This window comes from Bacillus basilensis (assembly GCF_050630465.1).
GTDB lineage: Bacteria > Bacillota > Bacilli > Bacillales > Bacillaceae_G > Bacillus_A > Bacillus_A basilensis.
On record NZ_JBNTQO010000027.1, the window covers coordinates 34388 to 55752 of the forward strand.

Annotated in this window: 21 protein-coding genes; 16 read left to right on the forward strand and 5 right to left on the reverse strand. The window is 33.8% G+C overall.

Annotated features, from left to right (window positions below):
- Window positions 1-60: 60 nt before the first annotated feature.
- The 5 genes from ACQVV1_RS27990 to ACQVV1_RS28010 all read left to right on the forward strand — a co-directional run bounded on the left by ACQVV1_RS27990 (window position 61) and on the right by ACQVV1_RS28010 (window position 5323).
- The gene (locus ACQVV1_RS27990) at window positions 61-2622 is read left to right on the forward strand and encodes a glycosyltransferase (RefSeq protein WP_242251554.1); all 2562 of its coding nucleotides are present in this window, start codon (window positions 61-63) and stop codon (window positions 2620-2622) included.
- Between the two features lie 19 nt (window positions 2623-2641).
- On the forward strand, window positions 2642-3772 hold the full coding sequence (locus ACQVV1_RS27995; RefSeq protein ID WP_242251555.1) for a DegT/DnrJ/EryC1/StrS aminotransferase family protein: 1131 nt from the start codon (window positions 2642-2644) through the stop codon (window positions 3770-3772).
- Window positions 3765-4331: an acyltransferase gene (locus ACQVV1_RS28000; RefSeq protein WP_431169832.1), complete on the forward strand. Its 567-nt coding sequence runs from the start codon at window positions 3765-3767 to the stop codon at window positions 4329-4331. The genes ACQVV1_RS27995 and ACQVV1_RS28000 overlap by 8 nt, the downstream gene beginning before the upstream one ends.
- Before the next feature lie 233 nt (window positions 4332-4564).
- Entirely contained in the window at window positions 4565-4786 is a 222-nt protein-coding gene (locus ACQVV1_RS28005) for a hypothetical protein (RefSeq protein WP_063224199.1), read from the forward strand.
- 90 nt (window positions 4787-4876) lie between these two features.
- Window positions 4877-5323 (forward strand): DUF6376 family protein, encoded by a 447-nt coding sequence (locus ACQVV1_RS28010; protein WP_063224198.1) that lies wholly within the window; start codon window positions 4877-4879, stop codon window positions 5321-5323.
- Between the two features lie 143 nt (window positions 5324-5466).
- On the opposite strand, the gene ACQVV1_RS28015 is transcribed toward ACQVV1_RS28010, so the two are convergent.
- Complete coding sequence (locus ACQVV1_RS28015; RefSeq protein WP_242251557.1) at window positions 5467-6468, reverse strand: S66 family peptidase; 1002 nt, start codon at window positions 6466-6468, stop codon at window positions 5467-5469.
- Between the two features lie 206 nt (window positions 6469-6674).
- Here ACQVV1_RS28015 and ACQVV1_RS28020 point away from each other — a divergent pair, with 206 nt between their 5' ends.
- Complete coding sequence (locus ACQVV1_RS28020) at window positions 6675-7628, forward strand: D-alanyl-D-alanine carboxypeptidase family protein (RefSeq protein WP_309260024.1); 954 nt, start codon at window positions 6675-6677, stop codon at window positions 7626-7628.
- A 245-nt stretch (window positions 7629-7873) separates the two neighbouring features.
- Complete coding sequence (locus ACQVV1_RS28025) at window positions 7874-8476, forward strand: nitroreductase family protein (RefSeq protein WP_431169833.1); 603 nt, start codon at window positions 7874-7876, stop codon at window positions 8474-8476.
- 47 nt (window positions 8477-8523) lie between these two features.
- On the opposite strand, the gene ACQVV1_RS28030 is transcribed toward ACQVV1_RS28025, so the two are convergent.
- A complete protein-coding gene (locus tag ACQVV1_RS28030; protein WP_242251560.1) occupies window positions 8524-8694 on the reverse strand; it encodes a DNA mismatch repair protein MutT in 171 nt (56 codons plus the stop codon).
- Between the two features lie 629 nt (window positions 8695-9323).
- Here ACQVV1_RS28030 and entFM point away from each other — a divergent pair.
- Complete coding sequence (gene entFM, locus ACQVV1_RS28035) at window positions 9324-10589, forward strand: enterotoxin EntFM (protein WP_242251561.1); 1266 nt, start codon at window positions 9324-9326, stop codon at window positions 10587-10589.
- A gap of 99 nt (window positions 10590-10688) precedes the next feature.
- On the opposite strand, the gene ACQVV1_RS28040 is transcribed toward entFM, so the two are convergent.
- Window positions 10689-11453 (reverse strand): alpha/beta fold hydrolase, encoded by a 765-nt coding sequence (locus tag ACQVV1_RS28040; RefSeq protein WP_431169834.1) that lies wholly within the window; start codon window positions 11451-11453, stop codon window positions 10689-10691.
- 240 nt (window positions 11454-11693) lie between these two features.
- Between ACQVV1_RS28040 and ACQVV1_RS28045 the strand changes: the two genes are divergently transcribed.
- Genes ACQVV1_RS28045 through hitS form a run of 3 tightly spaced genes read left to right on the forward strand, consistent with a single transcriptional unit; the run spans window position 11694 to window position 15244 of the window.
- Window positions 11694-13454, forward strand: a complete 1761-nt coding sequence (locus ACQVV1_RS28045) for an ABC transporter ATP-binding protein (RefSeq protein WP_431169835.1) — start codon at window positions 11694-11696, stop codon at window positions 13452-13454.
- Window positions 13455-13490: 36 nt separating this feature from the next.
- On the forward strand, window positions 13491-14168 hold the full coding sequence (gene hitR, locus ACQVV1_RS28050; RefSeq protein ID WP_242251919.1) for an envelope stress response regulator transcription factor HitR: 678 nt from the start codon (window positions 13491-13493) through the stop codon (window positions 14166-14168).
- Entirely contained in the window at window positions 14165-15244 is a 1080-nt protein-coding gene (gene hitS, locus ACQVV1_RS28055) for an envelope stress sensor histidine kinase HitS (protein WP_431169836.1), read from the forward strand. The genes hitR and hitS overlap by 4 nt, the downstream gene beginning before the upstream one ends.
- 17 nt (window positions 15245-15261) lie before the next feature.
- Here the strand turns inward: hitS and ACQVV1_RS28060 are convergent, their stop codons facing one another.
- A complete protein-coding gene (locus ACQVV1_RS28060; RefSeq protein WP_431169838.1) occupies window positions 15262-15849 on the reverse strand; it encodes a DUF3139 domain-containing protein in 588 nt (195 codons plus the stop codon).
- 195 nt (window positions 15850-16044) lie between these two features.
- Here ACQVV1_RS28060 and ACQVV1_RS28065 point away from each other — a divergent pair, with 195 nt between their 5' ends.
- The 4 genes from ACQVV1_RS28065 (at window position 16045) to ACQVV1_RS28080 (ending at window position 19531) form a co-directional block, all read left to right on the forward strand.
- Window positions 16045-16764 (forward strand): 3-ketoacyl-ACP reductase, encoded by a 720-nt coding sequence (locus tag ACQVV1_RS28065; RefSeq protein ID WP_026591950.1) that lies wholly within the window; start codon window positions 16045-16047, stop codon window positions 16762-16764.
- A 148-nt stretch (window positions 16765-16912) separates the two neighbouring features.
- Window positions 16913-17584 carry an O-methyltransferase gene (locus ACQVV1_RS28070; protein ID WP_309260026.1) on the forward strand — a complete coding sequence of 224 codons (672 nt, stop codon included), beginning with the start codon at window positions 16913-16915 and terminating at the stop codon, window positions 17582-17584.
- A 131-nt stretch (window positions 17585-17715) separates the two neighbouring features.
- Window positions 17716-18585, forward strand: a complete 870-nt coding sequence (locus ACQVV1_RS28075; RefSeq protein ID WP_431169840.1) for an aminoglycoside 6-adenylyltransferase — start codon at window positions 17716-17718, stop codon at window positions 18583-18585.
- 118 nt (window positions 18586-18703) lie between these two features.
- Window positions 18704-19531, forward strand: a complete 828-nt coding sequence (locus ACQVV1_RS28080; RefSeq protein WP_063224186.1) for a peptidoglycan-N-acetylglucosamine deacetylase — start codon at window positions 18704-18706, stop codon at window positions 19529-19531.
- A 183-nt stretch (window positions 19532-19714) separates the two neighbouring features.
- On the opposite strand, the gene ACQVV1_RS28085 is transcribed toward ACQVV1_RS28080, so the two are convergent.
- Window positions 19715-20323: an NUDIX hydrolase gene (locus ACQVV1_RS28085; protein ID WP_431169842.1), complete on the reverse strand. Its 609-nt coding sequence runs from the start codon at window positions 20321-20323 to the stop codon at window positions 19715-19717.
- Window positions 20324-20404: 81 nt separating this feature from the next.
- Between ACQVV1_RS28085 and ACQVV1_RS28090 the strand changes: the two genes are divergently transcribed.
- Window positions 20405-21043, forward strand: coding sequence for a pyridoxamine 5'-phosphate oxidase family protein (locus ACQVV1_RS28090; RefSeq protein WP_242251568.1), 639 nt, complete (start codon window positions 20405-20407; stop codon window positions 21041-21043).
- Window positions 21044-21365 lie beyond the last annotated feature (322 nt).

Sequence of the window (21365 nt, forward strand, 5' to 3'; positions counted from 1 at the left end):
AAAGTAATGTGATTTTTGTGTCGCGTATATAAATAATATGCGAAGAGGTGAAAGAGTAAAATGGGAACTCGTATTGAAAGAACTGAAGAGATGGTAGATCAACTTCCATTGGTAAGTGTTTTAATTCCTACATATAATCGTCCTCGCTACTTTGAAGAGGCGTTATGTAGTGTGTTAGAACAAACGTACCCTAATATAGAAATTATAGTTGGAGATGATAGTACGAATGATGAAACAGAAAAGGTGTTACAAAAATACTTATGTGATCATTCAAATATTATTTATATAAAAAACAGGTCAACTCTCGGACAATTTGAAAATGCGCTAATGTTATTTAATGAAGCGAACGGAGAGTATATAAACTTTTTAATGGATGATGATATATTTCATGTGAATAAAATTGAAAAAATGATGAAGTATTTTTTCAATGATCTAGATAATGAAATTAAGCTTGTAACATCTCATCGTCAAGTAATTGATGATAAAGGAGAAGAACTACGCCATATTTATTCAACTGTTCGTTTATTTGAAGAGGATATGATTATAGAGGGAACAGAATTAGGGAATAGGGTAATTATAGATCAAAAAAATTATATCGGAGAACCGACAACAGTTTTATTTCGTAAAAATGATTTACAAGAACCGTATGGGATTTTTGATAAGAGGAGGTATCTATGCAACGTAGATATAGCTTCATGGTTATCTTTATTAAGTAAAGGAAAAGCAGTATATATAGCAGAGACACTTAGTTACTTTCGATTACACCAAGATCAACAGCTAAATGAATCTAATAAAATGATGGATGGATTAGAAGATTTTTCACATAGTATTATAGCAGGAGAAAAATATGGTTTCTTATCCACCGAAAAAGAGTTAGACAAAGCGATAACTAATTTTCTAGATTATGCAAGAAGGATAGTTCCATCATCGATATTATATACATTAGACTATTATCAAAAAATTAGGGGAAAGAAAATAAACATAGAAAAGAAAAAACAACATATAAATAATAATTCTTCATTACCGAAAGTAAGTATACTGATTCCAGCGTACAATAGACCTTATTACTTGGAATTGGCACTCAACAGCGCTCTGAATCAAACATATGAAAATATTGAAATTGTTATTTCTGACGACAGTACAAATAATGAAGTCAATGCTATGATTCAACCGTATTTACGTGAATATGATTGTGTTACATATGTTAAAAATGAAACACCGTTAGTTGCTGAAAACTTTAATAAGTGTATAGAACTTGCGAACGGAGAGTATATAAACTTTTTATTAGATGATGACTTATTTCACCATGAAAAAATCCAGAGAATGATGGAATACTTTTTGAAGTTAGAAAATATTTCATTTGTGACGTCATATCGTGAACTGATTGATGAGAATGGGGAGATATTACCACCTACAACATTGAATATGAAAATTGCGAAAGAAACTACACTTTTTGAAGGAAAAGAATTAGGGAATTATATATTAAAAAACTTAAAAAATATAGTTGGTGAGCCGACAACTGTTCTGTTTAATCGAGATTTGTTTGAAGGGAGGTTTGGGTATTTTAAAGGGAAGGCGTATTCTGCTATTAACGATATTGCAACTTGGTTAGATATGATGAGGAGAGGAAAAGTAGTTTATATACAAGAACCTCTCAGTTATTTTAGACAACATAGTGGACAAAATCAAAAACAAATGCACTTTATTTTAATGACAATTGAAGAATGGATTGAATTAATTATAGATGCGTATAATAGTGGATTTTTAAGTTCTGAAAGAGATTATAAAGAGAGCTTATCTTATTGTTTAGAAAATGCGGGATTTATAGTTAAGGATGCAGTAAGAAATGGCGAACTAGATAAAATTTATAATGAAAAGATAGAAAAAGGGTTAAACAAGCTAGTTGCTCATATGTTTGAGAAAGAATGTTGTTATTGTCAATATTGCAATCAACAATTTGAAAAATTTTCCCCATGGCCAGCACATTATGATTTTCCGAAATATAAATTCGAGATGTGGAATAAAGATACAGGGATATGTCCAGTTTGTAGTTCGATGGATCGTGAAAGATTGTATCGTGCGTACATTGAAGCAGAAACGGACTTGTTAAGTAGAAAATATACTATACTTCATATTGCACCTGAAGCAAATTTAAGAGATTGGTTTAACGAGTATAAAAATATTACGTATGTATGTGGGGATTTAGAGCCAAAGGATCCACTAATGAAGGAAATTGATGTTACAAGAATTACATATGATAGTAATACTTTTGATGTGATTTTATGTAGCCACGTATTAGAACACGTTCCTGATGATGACAAAGCAATGCGAGAGTTATATAGGGTTCTAAAGCCAGGTGGATGGGGAATTATTCAAGTACCAATCGTAATGAATGTGGATTCTATTATAGAGAATGAATTAATTGTAACTCCACAATTGAGGAAATTAGCTTTTGGTCAAGAAGATCATGTGCGAATTTATAATCAATCAGGATTCATTCAACGATTAATAAATGCGGGATTTAAGGTAGAATTATATAACATAGCTGAAAAACAAGGAATGAAAAGTGCTAGGAAATTTGGACTATCTGAAACAGATATGCTCTATATTGTCCGAAAATGATAGGAAGGAATAGATAGATATGGAGAATATTCCTTTTTTACGTGCTTCAACTGTACCTGTAATTGAGTATTTGGAAGAATTGAAGGAAATTGATACATCTCATATATATACGAATTATGGACCCATAAATCAACGTTTTGAAGAAATAATTATGTCGGATTTTTTTCAGAACAGGGGAGCTGTTACAACAGTAGCAAACGCAACGTTAGGGTTAATGGCGGCCATTCAACTTAAGAAAAGAAAAAAAGGAAAGTATGCCCTCATGCCTAGTTTTACATTCCCTGCGACTCCATTAGCGGCTATTTGGTGTGGATTGGAACCTTATTTTATTGATATTTCAATAGATGATTGGTATATGGATAAAACAGTACTTTTGGATAAAGTTGAAGAATTAAAAGAAGAGGTTGCGATTGTTGTCCCGTACGCAACTTTTGGATCATGGATGAACTTAGAAGAATATGAAGAATTAGAGAAGAGGGGTGTTCCGGTTGTCGTAGATGCGGCACCGGGATTCGGATTAATGAATGGAAGTATGCATTATGGACAGGATTTTAGTGGAATGATCGTATATAGTTTTCATGCAACAAAGCCTTTCGGAATTGGTGAAGGAGGGCTTATATATAGTAAAAATGAAGAAGATATACAACGTATTAAAAGAATGGGGAATTTCGGATTTGATAAAAATCGTGAATGTACGATGATGGGGTTTAATTGTAAAATGTCTGAATATGCAGCCGCTATTGGGATTGCAACTATGAAAAAATGGGATCAAAAATTAAAAGAACGCACTCGTATTTCTGAATGGTATAAACAGTTGTTACAAAATACTAGGTTAATACAAAAAGGGTGGCAAGTCCAAAAGACAGAAGTAGTTATTCAACAATTTATGCCTATTCTTTGTCCAGAAGAAGTTCACAACATACAAGTAATAGAAGAACTGAAAAAACAGAACATAGAAGCTAGATTATACTTTTCACCATCTTGCCACCAACAAGTACTTTTTAGAAACTATAAATCTACAGATTTAACAAAAACGAATAAAATAGCAAAACGAATAGTAAGTTTACCTTTATGGGAAGGAATGACGAAAGAAATAGTAGAACAAATTGTAAGCTGTTTAGGGCAGAAGGTGGTTTGGGCAGATGAATAGTTTTTATAGTTTAGAAGAACTAAAGAAAATTGGTTTTTTGTCTGTTGGGAAAAATGTATTGATTAGTAAAAAAGCAAGTATATATAATCCAGGTGTTATATCAGTTGGTAATCATGTAAGAATTGATGATTTTTGCATTTTAAGTGGCAAAATCACAATTGGAAGTTATTCGCATATATCAGCGTATACAGCGTTATATGGAGGAGAAGTTGGAATTGAAATGCATGACTTTGCAAATATCTCAGCTAAAACAATAATATATGCAGTACTTGATGATTTCAGTGGAAATACATTAATGGGGCCAACCGTCCCGAATCAATATAGGAATGTGAAAACAGAAAAAGTTATTTTAAAAAAACATGCGATTATTGGTGCTGATTCTATTATTTTTCCAAATGTAACTATAGGAGAAGGCACGGCAGTCGGTGCGATGAGTATGGTAAAAGAGAGTTTAGATGATTGGTATATTTATGCGGGAGTTCCCGTAAGAAAAGTAAAACCTCGTCAACAAAAGATGCTAGAGTTAGAAATTGATTTTTTAAAAAGCATTCATTCTTAATAAAAAAGAATGAATGCTTTTTATTTTTATCCCGCTATTTGCCGGGCAGTAAAACCCCATCTCAAAATTGAGCGAAAGCAAAGAAGTTAGGTTGGGGCCTCGCTGTCAGTGAGGGCTGATTAAAGTTTCACTTTACGATTAAACAGAATGTATCTTAACTTATTATGTTTTAAATTTTGCTAACCAAGGCAATACTGAGCCATAGTGAATGTAAAGTTGGAGGGCGAGCGTATATGTTTGATGAGGATGGGATTGTTTTAATTATGGAACCAGCTGATGAAAGGAACTTGAGGAGATTTATTTTTTCAGTGCCAAAGTCAGTGTATGAAAAGAAGGGGCTTACATTACACTATGGAACAGCTATAGGACAAGGATATATGGATATAATTGAAGATATTATTAGCGTACATATAGAAATAGATGTTGTAACTGTAATCGGGCATGTAAGAGGATAAATAGCTATTTGAAAAAAGGTTTTAAGTAATTTAGCTAGAAGTTATGATAGAGAAAATTGCAGACAATTATAAAGACGAAGGGAGCCTAAAATGAAAATAAAATCAATTTTATTAGCATGTATAGCCTCAATTGGATTAATGGGATGTTCACTAGTAGAGGAAGGAAAGAACTCCCTAGATTATGCGCAAAAAGCGACGGACTATGTAAATGAAATAAGTGCATTTGCAAATGATGCACCAGCATTAGCTGAAAAGGCCGTTAATGATAGCGAAGCTCGAAAAGAATTAGAAACGAAGCTTAGTGAAATTAAACAAGATATACCCGCTTTCAATGAATTAACGCCACCTGATGTAGCGAAGGATCTTCATCAGCAAATCGTCGGATATAACGAAAAGTTAAATACGTTAATTGATACGGCGATGACAAAGATAGAAGAAGGAAAAGTGGATGTAGAGCAATTTAAAAACTCTGAGCTTATGCAGACGGTTGATCAAGTTCGAGATTTGAAAGATAAGATACAAAATTTAGGCCAATGATGAAAAGCTCCGTTTGTAATAACGGAGCTTTTTTATGTTGTCTAATGGGAAAGTCCATTATATTTTCTTCCTATAGTATAAGCATTTTTAATTCCGCTATTTGCTGGACGGCTCAATTGGTGAGGGCTAATTAAAGTTTCACTTTATATGTTCCATTTTTCTAAAATATGTATCGTTTTATTGGTTACATCCATGTTCACTTGAACACCTATAGGCATAGTGATCATCGGATGGGTATGACAACAATCGAAGTCAGCTAGTAAAGGGATTCTTTGGTTTTGCAGTATTTCTAAAAGTATTTCGTAAGGTTTGCGATTTGTACCACAATCATCAAATTGCTCATGTTTTCCAAGAATAATGCCTGAAACTTTGTCAAATACACCGTTAATTTTAAGTAATGAAAAGCTTCTTTCAATAGTAGCTGCATCTTTTGAGCTATCCTCAATAAATAGAATATCGCCTTCTTGAATACATGGCATATAAGAGCTGCCCCAAATTCCTTGTATTGTATTTAAGTTGCCGCCAATAACACGTCCAGTAGCTTGTCCATTTGTTACAGAAATCCAATTATTTGGTCTAAGTTCTTTTTCTTTCGTTTTCTCTTCCCAATTAATAAATTCATCTGACCAAAATAACGGTTGTTTTATGTTGTAAGGAAGAGGCGGATCGTTTTGTAATGTTTCTGAGAAATATTTGTATGTGTCATCTACAAAAGGTTCAAATTCTCCAAAGGAAGGTACGAGTGCCGGACCGTAAAATGTAGGAATTCCTGTTTTTGCATAAATCCCTAGTAATAAAGCTGTTGCATCTGAATAGCCAATCATTATTTTAGGGTTATTTTGAAAAGCTTCATAATCAATATAAGGTAATAATGAATTAGAATTCATACCACCAATTGTTGACATTATACAAGAAACATCAGAGTTTCTTATCAAGGCGTTTAGTTCCTCAGCACGTTCTTGGATGCTACCTGAACGATAATAATCATATCGACCTGTTAGTGAACCTTCTAATATGTGAAATCCTTTCTGTTGTAAGAAAGATTTCGCTCGTTCAAATCTTTTGGGAGAAGTGTAGGTTACTGGAGAAGAAGGTGAGTAAATCCCAATTGTGTCTCCGTATTTTAAAGATTTTGGAAGTATCATTTGTATGAATCCCTTCTATTAAATAGTTTATTTATGAGGTTTTATCATTGAATATTCTTATATTTCAGTATTGTTATTGTAACATACATACATTGAAATAATAATTGCTGTAGATGAATAAATATGCTTTTTACCTTGACGATATAAAGGGAAAGTTGTTATGGTTGAGTGTGAGTGTATAAAAGGTTTGCTAAAGGAGTTTTGAAATGAAGCAGTTAAAATGGGGAAGGATAACGATCCTATTAGTTATTATTTTAGGGGTATGTTGGTTCTTATTCCAAGGAACTCAAAAGAGTACAGCAAGTGTAGAGGGACCACCTTTACAAGTGGCAGAACTACCTGAAACAGGATTAACTGAAAAGGTAGTACCGCCAAAGTACATCCCACCGGAAATTGATGCAAAAGCAGCTATGATTATCGATGCGAGTAATGGAGATATTATTTATCAACATAATGAAAATGAAGCTTTTGCGCCAGCTAGTATGTCCAAGATGATGACAGCGTACCTTTTATTAGAAAATGTACATAACGGGAAAGTTCGCTGGGAAGATCCAGTGAAAATGAGTGCGAAAGCGGCACAAACAGAAGGTGCAAGAATCCCAGTTCAAGTGAATGACACATTGACTGTTAAAGATCTGTTCCATGCATTAATGATTGAATCAGCAAATAATTCGGCTGTGGCGTTAGCGGAACATATGGCAAAAACGGAGGAAGATTTCGTTCAGCTTATGAATGCAAAAGCGAAACAGTTAAAAATGTCGGATTATGCTAAATTCGCAAATGCATCAGGACTACAGGAACCTGATGGAAGTGAGACGAAGATGACAGCTGCTGATGTAGCAAACTTGGCATATCATCTTATAAAAGATTATCCAGAAATATTAGAAGTGACTCACTTACGTCAAAGTCAGTTAGCATTTAATAATATTAATGTTATAAGTACAAATGATATGTTAAATAAAAATAATAAAGCTTTATATATAGAAGGAATAGACGGATTAAAAACAGGATTCACAGATAGCGCAGGGTATTGTTTTACGGGTACGGCCAAACAAGGGGATACTCGTATTATTACAGTTGTAATGGGAACGAAAGGTAAAACGAAGCGTTTTACAGAGACGAATAAGCTAATGTCTTATGCATTTGGCTTAGTTAAGTAAGTAAAATATTGAGTTAGATCATCATATAAGAAAGGCAATTTGTTGTTACTTATTATCGGTAACAATAAATTGCCTTTTTATTTCTAGCATTATGAAATAAAAAGGTAAAATATGTGAGTGTTATTATTTGAGTTTAGTATTGTTTGTTGATAGTATAAAGTTAGAAACTTATTAATGATAAGTTTTGAGAGGCGTAATATGAAGTATACATATGAAAAAGCCTCAAATGAAAATTGGAGGGAATTATGATGGCAAAAGATTTTTACTCAGCAATTGAAGACCGAAGATCTATTTATGCGATTAGTAAAGAGCAAGTAGTTTCTGATGAGAAAATTCAAGAAGTGATTTATCATGCTGTAAAACATACACCTTCAGCCTTTAACTCTCAGAGTGCTCGTGTTGTCGTCTTGCTAGGAGAACAACACGATAAATTATGGGATATTACGAAAGAAACGTTACGAAAAATTGTACCTGAAAATAACTTTGCATCTACTGAAGAAAAAATGAATGCATTTAAAAGTGGTTATGGAACGGTTTTATACTTTGAAGATAATCAAGTAGTGGAAGAACTGCAAGAAAACTTTGCATTATATAAAGAGAATTTTCCGATTTGGTCTCAGCAATCCTCAGGAATGTTACAATTTGCAATTTGGACAGCTTTAGAAATAGAAGGATTTGGTGCTACATTGCAGCATTACAATCCATTAATTGATGAAGAAGTGAGAAAAGAATGGGCAGTTCCAGAAACCTGGAAACTTACTGCGCAAATGCCGTTTGGTAAACCAGTGGTACCTGCAGGCGAAAAAGAATTTCAGCCATTAGAAAACCGTGTGAAAATTTATAAATAATATAGAAACGATAAAAGGTGAACAGAAATATAATCTGTTCACCTTTTTTATATGTAATAAGGATTTTTTTGTTCGGTATTTTTCATCTGATGTTTTAATTCGCTTTTACGTGTTTCAATAGTTGATATTTTTTGTAAGGTGATAAATGAAGCGAATTGAAAAAAAGCATAGTACAGTTCTATATTTTTATTTATCGGATCATCTATTATATTTTTCATAAATATACCTCCTTTTTTATCCGATTATTTGCGGTCAATAAAACTTGTATGGATTAAAATACCACTATATATATGATAATATGAATATCCTAAAACTTCCATAGATAGAGAAAAATACTTAGTAGAATGTGCCTTTTCGTCAAATTAAAACAGAATTTTTGATGTTAAATCTTACAAATCGTCAAATCTTTTAGAAACGATAGATAGTATCAAAAATAGTTTTCTGAAAATATTATACTATTGATAAAAAAAGCATTTTTTGTCATGATAAGAGTATCCTTCATGGAAGGAACTTTACTAGGGAATACATTCATTGCACTGTATTAGATTAAGAGAGTTTTTAAAAGTGGATAGAAATATATATTAAGATAATGAATGGAATGTCGAATTTTCAATGAAATACATAAGGAATTTGAAAAAATCATTGCAAAAGCATTGAGTTTAATGGTAAAGTTCACATGAAGTTCACACGGAATTCACTTCATGCATTTAAAATGAACTCTGTGTGAAAAATAAAACTCTTGTTAAAAAATGGAACTTAATGAATATTTTACTTTGATAATATTGTAAAGTATTAAGTTTATAAGTTTTTTAAAGAGGATAGTAGGGAAAGGAAGTAAAGACAACTTATGAAAAAAGTAATTGCAGGTTTAGCAGCAGCTTCTGTAGTAGGTGTTGCAGTTCCAGGTATGGATTCTGCTCATGCACAAGTTTCAAACGAAGCGCTAAAAGAAATTAATGGACAAACTCAAACTCAAACGACTGTAACTGAAACAAAAACTGTAGAAACAAAATCTGACTTAAAATACACAGTAACTGCTGATGTATTAAATGTTCGTTCAGGTGCTGGTACAGGGCATAATGTTATTTCTAAAGTGAAATCAGGTCAAGTACTACAAGTAATTGGACAAGAAAACGGTTGGTTCAAAGTAACTGTAAACGGTCAAACTGGTTATGTAAGTGGTGACTTCGTAACGACTGGTGATCAAAAAGGAACTTCTACTGTTCAACAAGGAACAGGTACTTACACAGTAAACGTTTCTTCACTTAACGTACGTACAGGCCCAAGTACATCTCATACAGTATTAGGCTCTGTAAATAAAGGTAAAACAGTACAAGTTGTTAGTGAAGTACAAGATTGGTTTAAAATCAACTTCAATGGTGGAACTGGATACGTAAGCAAAGACTTCGTAACAAAAGGTGGTTCTGCTGTATCTAACCAAACACAACAACCAACTACAAACAACAATACTACTACAGTTCAAACTGGTGGTTCTTATGTTGTTAACACTGGTGCTTTAAAAGTACGTACAGGTCCAGCTACATACAACGCTGTAATCGGTGGCGTAACAAACGGTAAAGTATTAAACGTTACTGGCGCTGAAAATGGTTGGTACAAAATTAACCATAACGGTCGCACAGGTTACGTAAGTGCAGACTTCGTTAAGTTTGTAAAAGGCGGAGTAAACAACGTTACGAATAACGTTCAACAACCAGTTAAAGATGTACAAAAACCAACAACAGGTGGAGATACATCTTCAATCGCTGGATTCGCTAGATCTTTAAATGGTTCACCATACAGAACTGCTGGTACAACACCTGCTGGTTTTGACTGCAGTGGATTCATTCACTATGTATTAAATCAAACTGGTCATAAAGGCGCTCGTCAAACAGTTGCTGGATACTGGAGCTCTAAAACAAAAACTAGCAATCCACAACCAGGTGATTTAGTATACTTCCAAAATACTTATAAATCAGGTCCTTCTCACATGGGTGTTTACTTAGGAAACGGTCAGTTCATTAGTGCAGAAACTGATGCAACTGGTGTACGTATTAGTTCTGTAAGTAACTCTTACTGGAGCAAGCACATGTTAGGTTACACAAAAGCATACTAAGAAAAAGTAGTTTTATATACTTTTCGTATAGAGAAAAGGCTTTCCAGGGAAACTTGGGAAGCCTTTTTATAGTTGAATAGATCGGGAATGTAGTAGTTTTTACTGTAACTTCCCATTTAAAAATCGAGCGTATAGGTCATGAAAGTAGTTGGGACGAAATAAGTTTGCTGCATGTCCTGCTAACGGTATTTCTTTATATAAAACGTTAGGGAGAATGGACTTTAAATCAAAAAGACAAGATTTATAGAGATGATCATGTTCGCCCATTACCCATAGAATAGGGTGGGGAAGTGATTTTAATTTAGATTTTAAATCAAATTCTAAACGGTGTCGTAATGATTGGGCAATAATTGATGAGTGTAATTGCAATCCGAAACGGTAATAAATATTTCTTGAAATGACTGCGAACGGATTTGCCTTTAGTATGCCACTTGGAAAAATGGTATTTGCGTATTGAGAGAGCCATTTAGAGTAATTGTCTCCTCGCTTCTCCCAAAACTTTTGAAATACATTATATAAAAGGGAAGGATTATTATAATGTCCACCAATATGACAAATGCTTAATACTTTTTCTGGGTGCATTTGTGCAAAAATGGTAGAGATATAACAGCCGTAGCTTAAAGCGCAAATATGAGCTTTTTGAATGCCTTCTTTTTCGTATAAGTTCAATAATTGATCCACGAGACGCTGTAATGAAAATTCGATAGCTTCTCCTTTATCATCGCCGTGACCTAATAAGTCATAAGTAATAATGTTGTAAGAGGCAGAAAATCGTTTATGCTCTTTTTTGAAGGCACGACGATTGCCGACTAATCCATGAATAAAAATAATTGTTTCCTTTTCGGAATGTATATTTGTTTGCAAAAAGGATACTCCTTTCAATAACGGGAGATTTATATAGTATTGTAAATTGGTTATCTATCATTCGCATAGAATAATATTAAGTACCAGGTAATAATATCAGATGTTTACATCTGTTGTAAAGATGCGTTTTTATGTATATTTTGTAAAAATAGAAAAAGTGTGTTTACATTCAGTTTACATTCGTATTGTATTCTACTTTTAGAAAGAACAGTTTGGTTTAACACGAGGAGATGAACAGGAATGGAAGTTAAAAATGAAATAAAGAAAAAAGGGAGCTGGAGGCAGTTTTTACGCCTTATTCAAGATACAAATCCTCCGAAAGGGATTCTTGTTTTTGCGTTATTAATGAGTTTGCTTTCTACGGGAGCAAGTTTGTTTATTCCAATGTTAACAAAAGGATTAGTAGATAATTTTTCACTTTCATCAATTAGTACAGGACAAATTGTTGGGCTAGTTGCATTCTTTATTATGCAAACTGTAGCTGCAGGATTATCTATATATTTACTAAATTATATAGGACAGAAGATTGTAGCTGGACTGAGAGAACGTTTGTGGAAAAAGGTGCTTATATTGCCAGTATCTTATTATGACCAAAATAGAACAGGCGATACAATTAGCCGAATGACAAATGATACAGGAGTTGTGAAAACATTAATTTCTGAGCATTTGTCAAACTTATTAACAGGTGGTATTTCAATCGTCGGATCATTAATTGTACTATTCGTTTTAGATTGGAAAATGACACTTTTACTTTTAACGGTTATCCCATTATCAGTACTAATTTTAGTTCCACTCGGACGAAAAATGTATAAGATTTCAAAAGCACTTCAAGATGAAACAGCTTCTTTTACAAGTGTGCTAACGCAAGTATTATCAGAAATTCGTTTAGTGAAATCTTCAAATACAGAAAAAAGAGAATATGAAACAGGGAATACAGGTATACAAAAGTTATTGCAATTTGGTTTGAAAGAGGGAAAAGTGCAAGCGTTAATTTCACCAGTTATGTCGTTTGTTTTAATGGCACTGCTTGTTATTATCGTAGGGTATGGTGGAATGCGTGTTTCTAGCGGTGTGTTAACAACAGGGGAACTAGTAGCGTTTATTTTATATTTAGTTCAAATTATCATGCCGATGAGTCAATTATCTATGTTCTTTACACAATTCCAAAAGGCAATTGGTGCAACGGAAAGAATTAATACGATTTTAGAATATGAAGTAGAAGACCATGAAACTGGTGTGAAGGTTACAAACGCTAAGCAGCCAATCGTTCTGGAAAATGTACATTTTGAGTACAACGAAGAAGAGCAAGTCTTAAAAAATATTGATTTCACAATTGAATCAGGAAAAGTAACAGCGATTGTAGGGCCAAGTGGTAGCGGGAAAACGACGTTATTTTCATTATTAGAACGTTTTTATGAGCCGACTAGCGGTGCCATTAAATTAGGAAAAGACTCGATCACGAACTATTCATTACAGTCATGGCGACGTCAAATTGGTTACGTTTCACAAGATAGTCCGTTAATTGATGGAACGATTCGTGATAACATTTGTTACGGTGTTGAGGGTGAAGTAACAGATGAAGAAATCGAAAAAGTAGCAGCGATGGCATATGTTGATGCATTTATTCATGACTTACCAAACGGATATGCAACAGAAGTAGGAGAGCGCGGTGTGAAGCTTTCCGGAGGACAAAGACAGCGAATTGCGATTGCACGAGCTTTACTTCGAAACCCACAAATTCTTATGTTAGATGAAGCAACTTCAAGTTTAGATAGTAAATCAGAGTCTGTCGTTCAAAAGGCATTAAATAACTTAATGAAAGGCAGAACAACGTTAGTTATTGCACATAGGCTTTCTACAGTTGTAGATGCAGATAAAATTATCTTTATTGAAAAAGGGAACCTTACAGGAAGTGGTACGCACGATGAATTATTACGTACACATGACATGTATCGTGACTTTGCAACGCAACAATTGAAAATTAAAGAGGGCGCATTATAAAATATAAGGATGTTAAGTAGAAAGGAAATGGTTCCTTTGATACCTAAAATTTTAATAGTAGACGACGATCCGCATATTAGAGAACTTGTTACTGTATTTTTAGAGCGGGAAGGTTTTCAAACATATGAGGCAATTGATGGACTGGATGCTCTTCAGAAAATAGATGAAGTGAAAGTTGATATGGTTATTCTTGATATTATGATGCCGAATATGGATGGATTTGATGTATGTTTTGAATTAAGGAAATACTATGATATTCCGATTTTGATGCTAACTGCTAAAGGGGAAACATCTCAAAAAGTAAAAGGATTTCACCTTGGCACGGATGATTATCTTGTAAAACCATTTGATCCGATAGAACTAGTAGTGAGGGTAAAGGCACTACTGAAACGTTACCAAATTACAGTGTCGCAATCGATTCAAGTTGGAGATGTACAGTTAAATCGTAAAACATTTGAAGTTTCAGTTGGAGAACAAACGGTTACGTTACCGTTAAAAGAATTCGAATTGCTCTTTACTTTAGGTTCTAAAGCAGGAAGAACGTGTTCGAGAGAGCAATTAATTGAAGCTGTATGGGGATATGATTTTGAAGGAAATGAACGTACATTAGATGTTCATATAAATCGGTTACGTGAGAAGTTCCAAGAAGAGAAGTCGAAATTTAGTATTAAAACGATAAGAGGATTAGGGTATCGTTTAGAGGTAAGTAAATGAGAAAAAGAAAACGAATGAGTAAGTTGAAGATGCTGAAAGTAATTGGAGCGGTAATAGCACTTTTTTCTTTTCTCACTATAATTTGGTCTATAGCTTTTTATATATCATCAAGTGTAATGAATGCGCTTGAAATACAAGTATCGCCTTTTGTTACTTTTCTAATTAGTGATATGGTCGGCTTTATATTTATTGTTCTTATCTGGGTATTGATCGGGGTATTAATGAGACCCAAGCGAGAGGCAATGATTTGGACTATTATTGAACCGATACAAAAAATTGCAAAAGGGGACTTCTCGGTAAAAATACGAAATGAAGAGAAATATGATGGAGAAATTGGTGTGCTCGTAAAAAGTATAAATGATATGACAGATGAACTGAATACGATGGAGAAAATGCGCCAGGAATTTGTATCGAATGTTTCTCATGAAATACAGTCACCATTAACTTCTATAAAAGGATTTGCTAGAGCACTACAAGATATTAATCTTCCTGAGGAAAAAAGAATGCATTATCTTACCATTATTGAAACAGAAACGACGAGATTATCTAAACTAAGTCAAAACTTACTGAAACTCACCCTATTAGAGTCAGAAGAATATACACCAGAAAGAGCGACTTATCGATTAGATCAACAGTTAAAGCAAATTGTGTTAAATAGTGAACCGCTCTGGGCTGAAAAAGAAATTGAGTTAGACCTTGATTTAGACAAAGTGCATATTACTGCTGATCAAGAAAGTATGAGTCAAGTTTGGATTAATTTAATTCATAATAGTATTAAATTTACTCCAAGTGGTGGTACGATTTCAATCAAGTTAAAAGAATATGAGACATTAGTGGAAGTGCGTATTCGTGATTCGGGAATTGGAATATCCGAAGAACAGAAACAACATATTTTTGAACGTTTTTATAAAGCGGACTCTTCACGAAATCGTGCTTATGGAGGAAGTGGCTTAGGATTGGCCATCGTAAAAAAAGTACTCGACCTTCATCAAGGAGAAATAAAAGTCGAAAGTGAGGAAGGGAATGGGACAGAATTTATTGTGTGTATTCCTAAATATAAAGAGAAATGGTGTTAGGAGGATATCTTCTAACACTATTTCTCTTTATAAATACATTTACCATTGCTGCAGCTATATTGATAAGCTTTTCCTTCGCTATTCATACGGTATGAGTAATCAGATTCTTTATCTTTCTTAAAGTTAACGTATGCTTCTGCACCGTTTTTATCATTGTCTATATCAATGAATTGAACGCTTCGTATAGAATAATCTCTTTTTTCACTTAAACCTTTTTCTTCTAAGTTTGTATGAATATCCTCTACTAACTCGTCAAACAATAACCAGTTTAAATTAAGATTTTCAAAGGACTCAGTATGTCTTCCTAAAATGCCGTTGTCTTGTATTATTTTTTTATTATTATCGTATGTATAAGAGTATGTAAAATAAGGTTCGTCTTTATATACTACTGTTGCATAATAGCCGATATTATAAAGAGGAGTATATTTTCCGGTTATGCTTTGTATTTCTTTTTGTTTATATCCTTTTATTGTATGGACATAATCGCTAGTATCTTTTTCTATTACTTTATAATGTAGTGGATTACCAAATATAAAGTACATAGCCAAAAATATGATACATAGTCCGACTGCAGTTAGTGACAAGAACCATTTTTTTCTTTTCATACACATATCCTCTCCTATGGTGGATTTATTTTATTTTACATAAATAATGGCAAAAAGATGAGACTTATAAATAAAAACTTTCTATAGTTACCTACAAGTAACCTACGCACATGAAAGTGCATCATTGCCTTTTTACATAAACATAGATACAATTTTAATATAATACATAACAGAGATCATTAAGGAGTGTTATACTTGGCAGAATTATTACAAGGTAAAAATGCTTTAATTACAGGAGCAGGTAGAGGTATTGGTCGTGCTGTAGCGATTGCATTAGCGAAAGAGGGCGTAAATGTAGGTCTTTTAGCTCGTTCAGAAGAAAACTTAAAAGCAGTTGCAAAAGAAGTAGAAGCAGAAGGCGTAAAAGCTGTTATTGCGACTGCTGATGTTTCTTCATATGAAGAAGTGACTACTGCGATTGAGACGTTAAAAAGCGGTTTAGGATCTATCGATATTTTAATTAATAACGCTGGTATTTCTAAATTTGGTAAGTTTTTAGAATTAGACGTTGCTGATTGGGAAAAAATCATTCAAGTAAACTTAATGGGTGTATACTATGCAACTCGTGCAGCTTTACCAAGTATGATTGAACAACAATCTGGTGATATCATTAACATTTCATCTACAGCAGGACAAAAAGGTGCACCGGTAACAAGTGCATATAGTGCTTCTAAATTTGGTGTTCTTGGCTTAACAGAATCGTTAGCGATGGAAGTTCGTAAGCATAACATTCGTGTAACGGCTTTAACACCAAGTACAGTAGCAACTGATATGGCTGTAGATTTAGGATTAACTGATGGAAATCCGGATAAAGTTATGCAAGCAGAAGATATTGCAGAGTTTATCGTAGCGCAGCTGAAATTAAATAAACGTACATTTATTAAATCAGCAGGACTTTGGTCTACTAATCCGTAAGGGATACATGTATAAACAAAAGAAGGGATATCTATTTTGTAATGAAGTAGATGTCCCTTCTTTATTTTTTGTATACGAGACGGAATTTTCGGTATAATCAAAAGTGAATAGTAGAAATGCATTGAAAAATTGAAGGGATGGTATTTTCATGAGTATGGTTGAGAAATGGACGGCCGTTGATCAATATGTGAGTGATGTATTAATACCGAAAGATTCTATATTAGAAGAAGTTCTTCAAGCAAATGCTACAGCTAATTTACCGGCACATGAAGTATCGCCAACGCAAGGGAAGTTTTTACAACTATTAGTACAAATTCAAGGAGCTCGTAACATTTTAGAAATTGGTACTCTAGGCGGATATAGCACGATATGGCTTGCAAGGGGATTGTCATCGGGAGGACGAGTTGTTACATTGGAAGCAAGTGAAAAGCATGCTGACATTGCGCGTAGCAATATTGAGCGTGCTAGTTTGAATGATAGAATTGAAGTGCGAACAGGATTAGCTTTAGATTCTTTACAGCAAATCGAAAATGAGAAGTATGAACCATTTGACTTTATTTTTATAGACGCTGATAAACAAAATAACCCTGCTTATTTTGAATGGGCACTGAAATTATCACGACCGGGGACTGTAATTATTGGAGATAACGTAGTACGTGAAGGAGAAGTTATTGACAATACTAGTAATGATCCTCGCGTACAAGGGATACGTCGTTTCTATGAGCGAATAGCTGCTGAGCCGCGTGTAAGTGCTACAGCGCTTCAAACGGTCGGTAGTAAAGGGTACGATGGATTTATAATGGTGGTCGTAAAAGAATAACGAAAGGAGATAAATAGAATGAAAAAGATGTTTGGAAAATTATAATATGTATCGTATACAACGCAGTTAGCTCGTGGACCTCCTATATATATCACTATATTTTATATGAAAAAATTGGAGGTTGTGAGTAGATGAGAACTGAAAAAGAAATGTTAGACTTAATTATAAATACAGCAAAAGAGGATGAAAGAATTCGAGCTGTTATCATGAATGGATCGCGTGTGAATCCAAATGTGAAAAGAGACTGTTTTCAAGACTATGATATTATGTATGTTGTAAAAGATATACGCTCTTTTACGTCTAATCATAATTGGATACGTAGATTTGGAGAAATAATGATTGTACAAATGCCAGAAGAAATGTCATTAGTTCCTGCGGACGAAGACGGGAAATTTCCGTATTTAATGCAGTTTATGGATGGGAACCGAATCGATTTAACGTTAGTTCCAGTTGATTTAATAGATATATTTGTAGGGCAAGATAGTTTAAGTAAACTGCTTCTTGATAAAGATGATTGTATGGATGAATTTCCACGAGCAAGCGATAGGGATTACTTAATAAAAAAGCCTACAGAAAAAGAGTTTTTGGATTGCTGTAATGAGTTTTGGTGGTGTAGTACGAATGTGGCAAAAGGAATATGGAGAGAAGAACTTTCTTATGCGAAAGGGATGATTGATGGTCCAGTGCGAGATATGTTCATCGTAATGCTAGAATGGCATATTGGTATGAAAACAGACTTTACAGTTAATGCAGGGAAGTTTGGAAAGCATTTCGAGCAATATATTGAAAAAGATATGTGGGTGCAATTTAAAAGGACATTTTCTAATGCAGAATATGAAAACATATGGGAGTCATTCTTTGTCACGTGTGATTTATTTAGAGAAGTGGCGAATGAAATTGCTAACACATATGGATATCAATATCCGCAAGATGATGATAAAGTGACGAACTATTTAAAACATGTGAAAGCTTTGCCAAAAGATAGTACATCGATTTATTAATAATATAAAGCAGTAAGACTGTCCTAATTAAGGACAGTCTTATTTTTGTTTATGAATAACAATTTCTCTAACAAAGTGCAGATGAATCACATATGAAAATTTAGGGAGGTTTTTTATCATGTATTATTTTTATTCGCCAGAAATGTTTGCTCCATATCAATGGGGACTAGAACGAGATGTTTCGTATGCGTATATGCCATATAACTCATTTTATTATGGAGACTATATAAGCACATTGCCATACGAATATATCCCTCAAAACTATGAAGTACAAATGAAAGCAGATGAGCGTGGATCGTGGACACCATTTTTATGGGTCGAAAAATATGCGTACGCATTTTCAGGACCGTACAATAAAGCGGAAGTCGCTCTTACATTTGATGATGGACCGGATTTAGAATTCACGCCAAGAATATTAGATAAGTTAAAACAACATAATGTAAAAGCTACTTTTTTCCTGCTTGGTGAAAATGCAGAAAAGTTTCCGAATGTAGTGAAGCGTATTGCGAATGAAGGGCATGTAATTGGCAATCATACGTATAGCCATCCAAATTTAGCGAAAGTAAATGAGCCTGAGTACCGTAATCAAATTATAAAGACGGAAGAAATATTAAATCGTTTAATTGGTTATGCACCGAGGTTTATACGTCCGCCGTATGGTGAAATACTTGAAAATCAATTGAAGTGGGCAACTGAGCAAAATTTTATGATTGTACAGTGGAGTGTTGATACGGTTGATTGGAAAGGTGTAAGTGCTGATACGATTACAAATAATGTGTTAGGAAACTCATTTCCGGGTAGTGTCATACTTCAACATTCAACTCCAGGTGGGCATTTGCAAGGATCTGTAGAGGCACTAGACAAAATTATTCCACAGTTAAAAACGAAAGGGGCACGCTTTGTAACACTTCCAAGTATGTTTCAAACATCGAAAGAGAGAAAATAAAGTGGAATTTAATTGAGTCGGGTTTTGTCAATTATCCATTGAGTATAAGCTCTCGTTAATCGGACTTGTACGGGCGAACCATGCCTTTGCAGAAATTTGAGGTAAGATTATTATTGCTCGCACGTAAATAGTAAGATAAAGAATAGGACTCCTGAGTAATGTACGCTGAGAGTCCTATTTTATTTACAAGCTATTATTTTTTAGTAATTCTTTTCCTTGTTCTACAACAAATTCATAGTACGCAAGATCATACGGATAAATATCTTCAAATGTTATCGTAATCGGGTTACTGTTTAAAACTGAAATAGTCGTTAAAGATGAAATCTCTCTTTTTAATAGTTGTAGAAAAGAAGTTGCATGTATTTTCATCATATCGTCTACTTCTTCACCTGGTGCGAATGGAAGTGGCTGGATGACATTGTGAAAATACATATGACAAAACTCGCGATCCGTAAGATTTGAAATTTCATAATCTATTGTAAAGATTCCTTTGTATGCTAAATCAGTCGTTTGAAAGGAAAGTCCTAATTCTTCTTCAATTTCACGAAGACCACCAATTTGTACATCTTCATCATGCATAATATGTCCAGCTGAAGTAATATCCCATATAAGTGGAGCTTCTTTCTTATTTTTAGAGCGTAATTGGAAATATAAAAACATATCTGCATCATCTTTTTCTACAAACCAACAATGAAATGTTTCGTGCCAATCACCGTCACGGTGCGCTTCATCACATAATTTCTTCCCAAGTATGTTTCTTTCAGTATCAAATATAGTTAACCACTCTGCCATTTAAATTCCCCTTTCTGCAAATTTTATTATACAATATTTGTATTGAATTTTGGGAAAATAAAGAAAAAGGGGTCGTTATTAGTGGGAATAGAGGGTAAGGAAATAAAATCGATTATTTCAACAGAGAAGGAATTACGGGAAATATTGGGGCAACCAAGTGAACGAGCTTTAAAAAAAGTTATTTCATCATTAGACCACCATTGCGTAGATTTTCTGTCTAAATCTCCTTTTCTAGTATTATCTACGGCAAATAAATTAGGAGAGTGTGATGCTTCGCCGAGAGGAGATGCACCTGGATTTGTATACGTATTCAATAATAATAAAATTATCATTCCAGAAAGACCAGGCAATCGTCGTATAGACTCCATTTTGAATATTATTTCCAATCCACGTGTAGGATTAATCTTTTTTATTCCAAGTCTTGGGGAGACACTCAGAATAAATGGCCCAGCGTATATTACAAACGACGAAGAAATTTTGCAAGAAATGCAGGTGAATGGACGCAATCCGTTACTTGGAATTGTTGTTGAAATAGAAGAGTGTTATATTCATTGTGCAAAAGCTTTTATTCGTTCTAAGATGTGGGATCCAGAATCTTGGTTGAATAAAAAAGAGTTACCTTCAGCAGCAAAAATGTTGCTAGAGCATGCGAAAGTGAATGCTTCAGAAGAAGATGTTGCACGTTCTTTAGAAGAAAGTTATACGAAAAGATTGTATTGAAAATTTTATTGCTATAATTTTTTCGAGGTGAATATGTACGTGTTTTAGAATGGAATATTTATATATGAACCGTTGATTTACAAACTGGAGAAATAACCAAATAGGTAAATTGAGTGGCAGTTACATAATGCTATTGTGAAATACAATAAAAAAATGTCTTGAAAATAGTTAGGAAAAATAGGCTTGCTTTTTAAAAAATTGATAACTATAATAAGTTAACAAATAGACATGAACGAAAAAGTAATGATAAGGACACGAAATCATTTTTACGGTTTACAGAGAGGGAAGTCAAGGGTGTGAGCTTCCTAACACGAGAAATGGT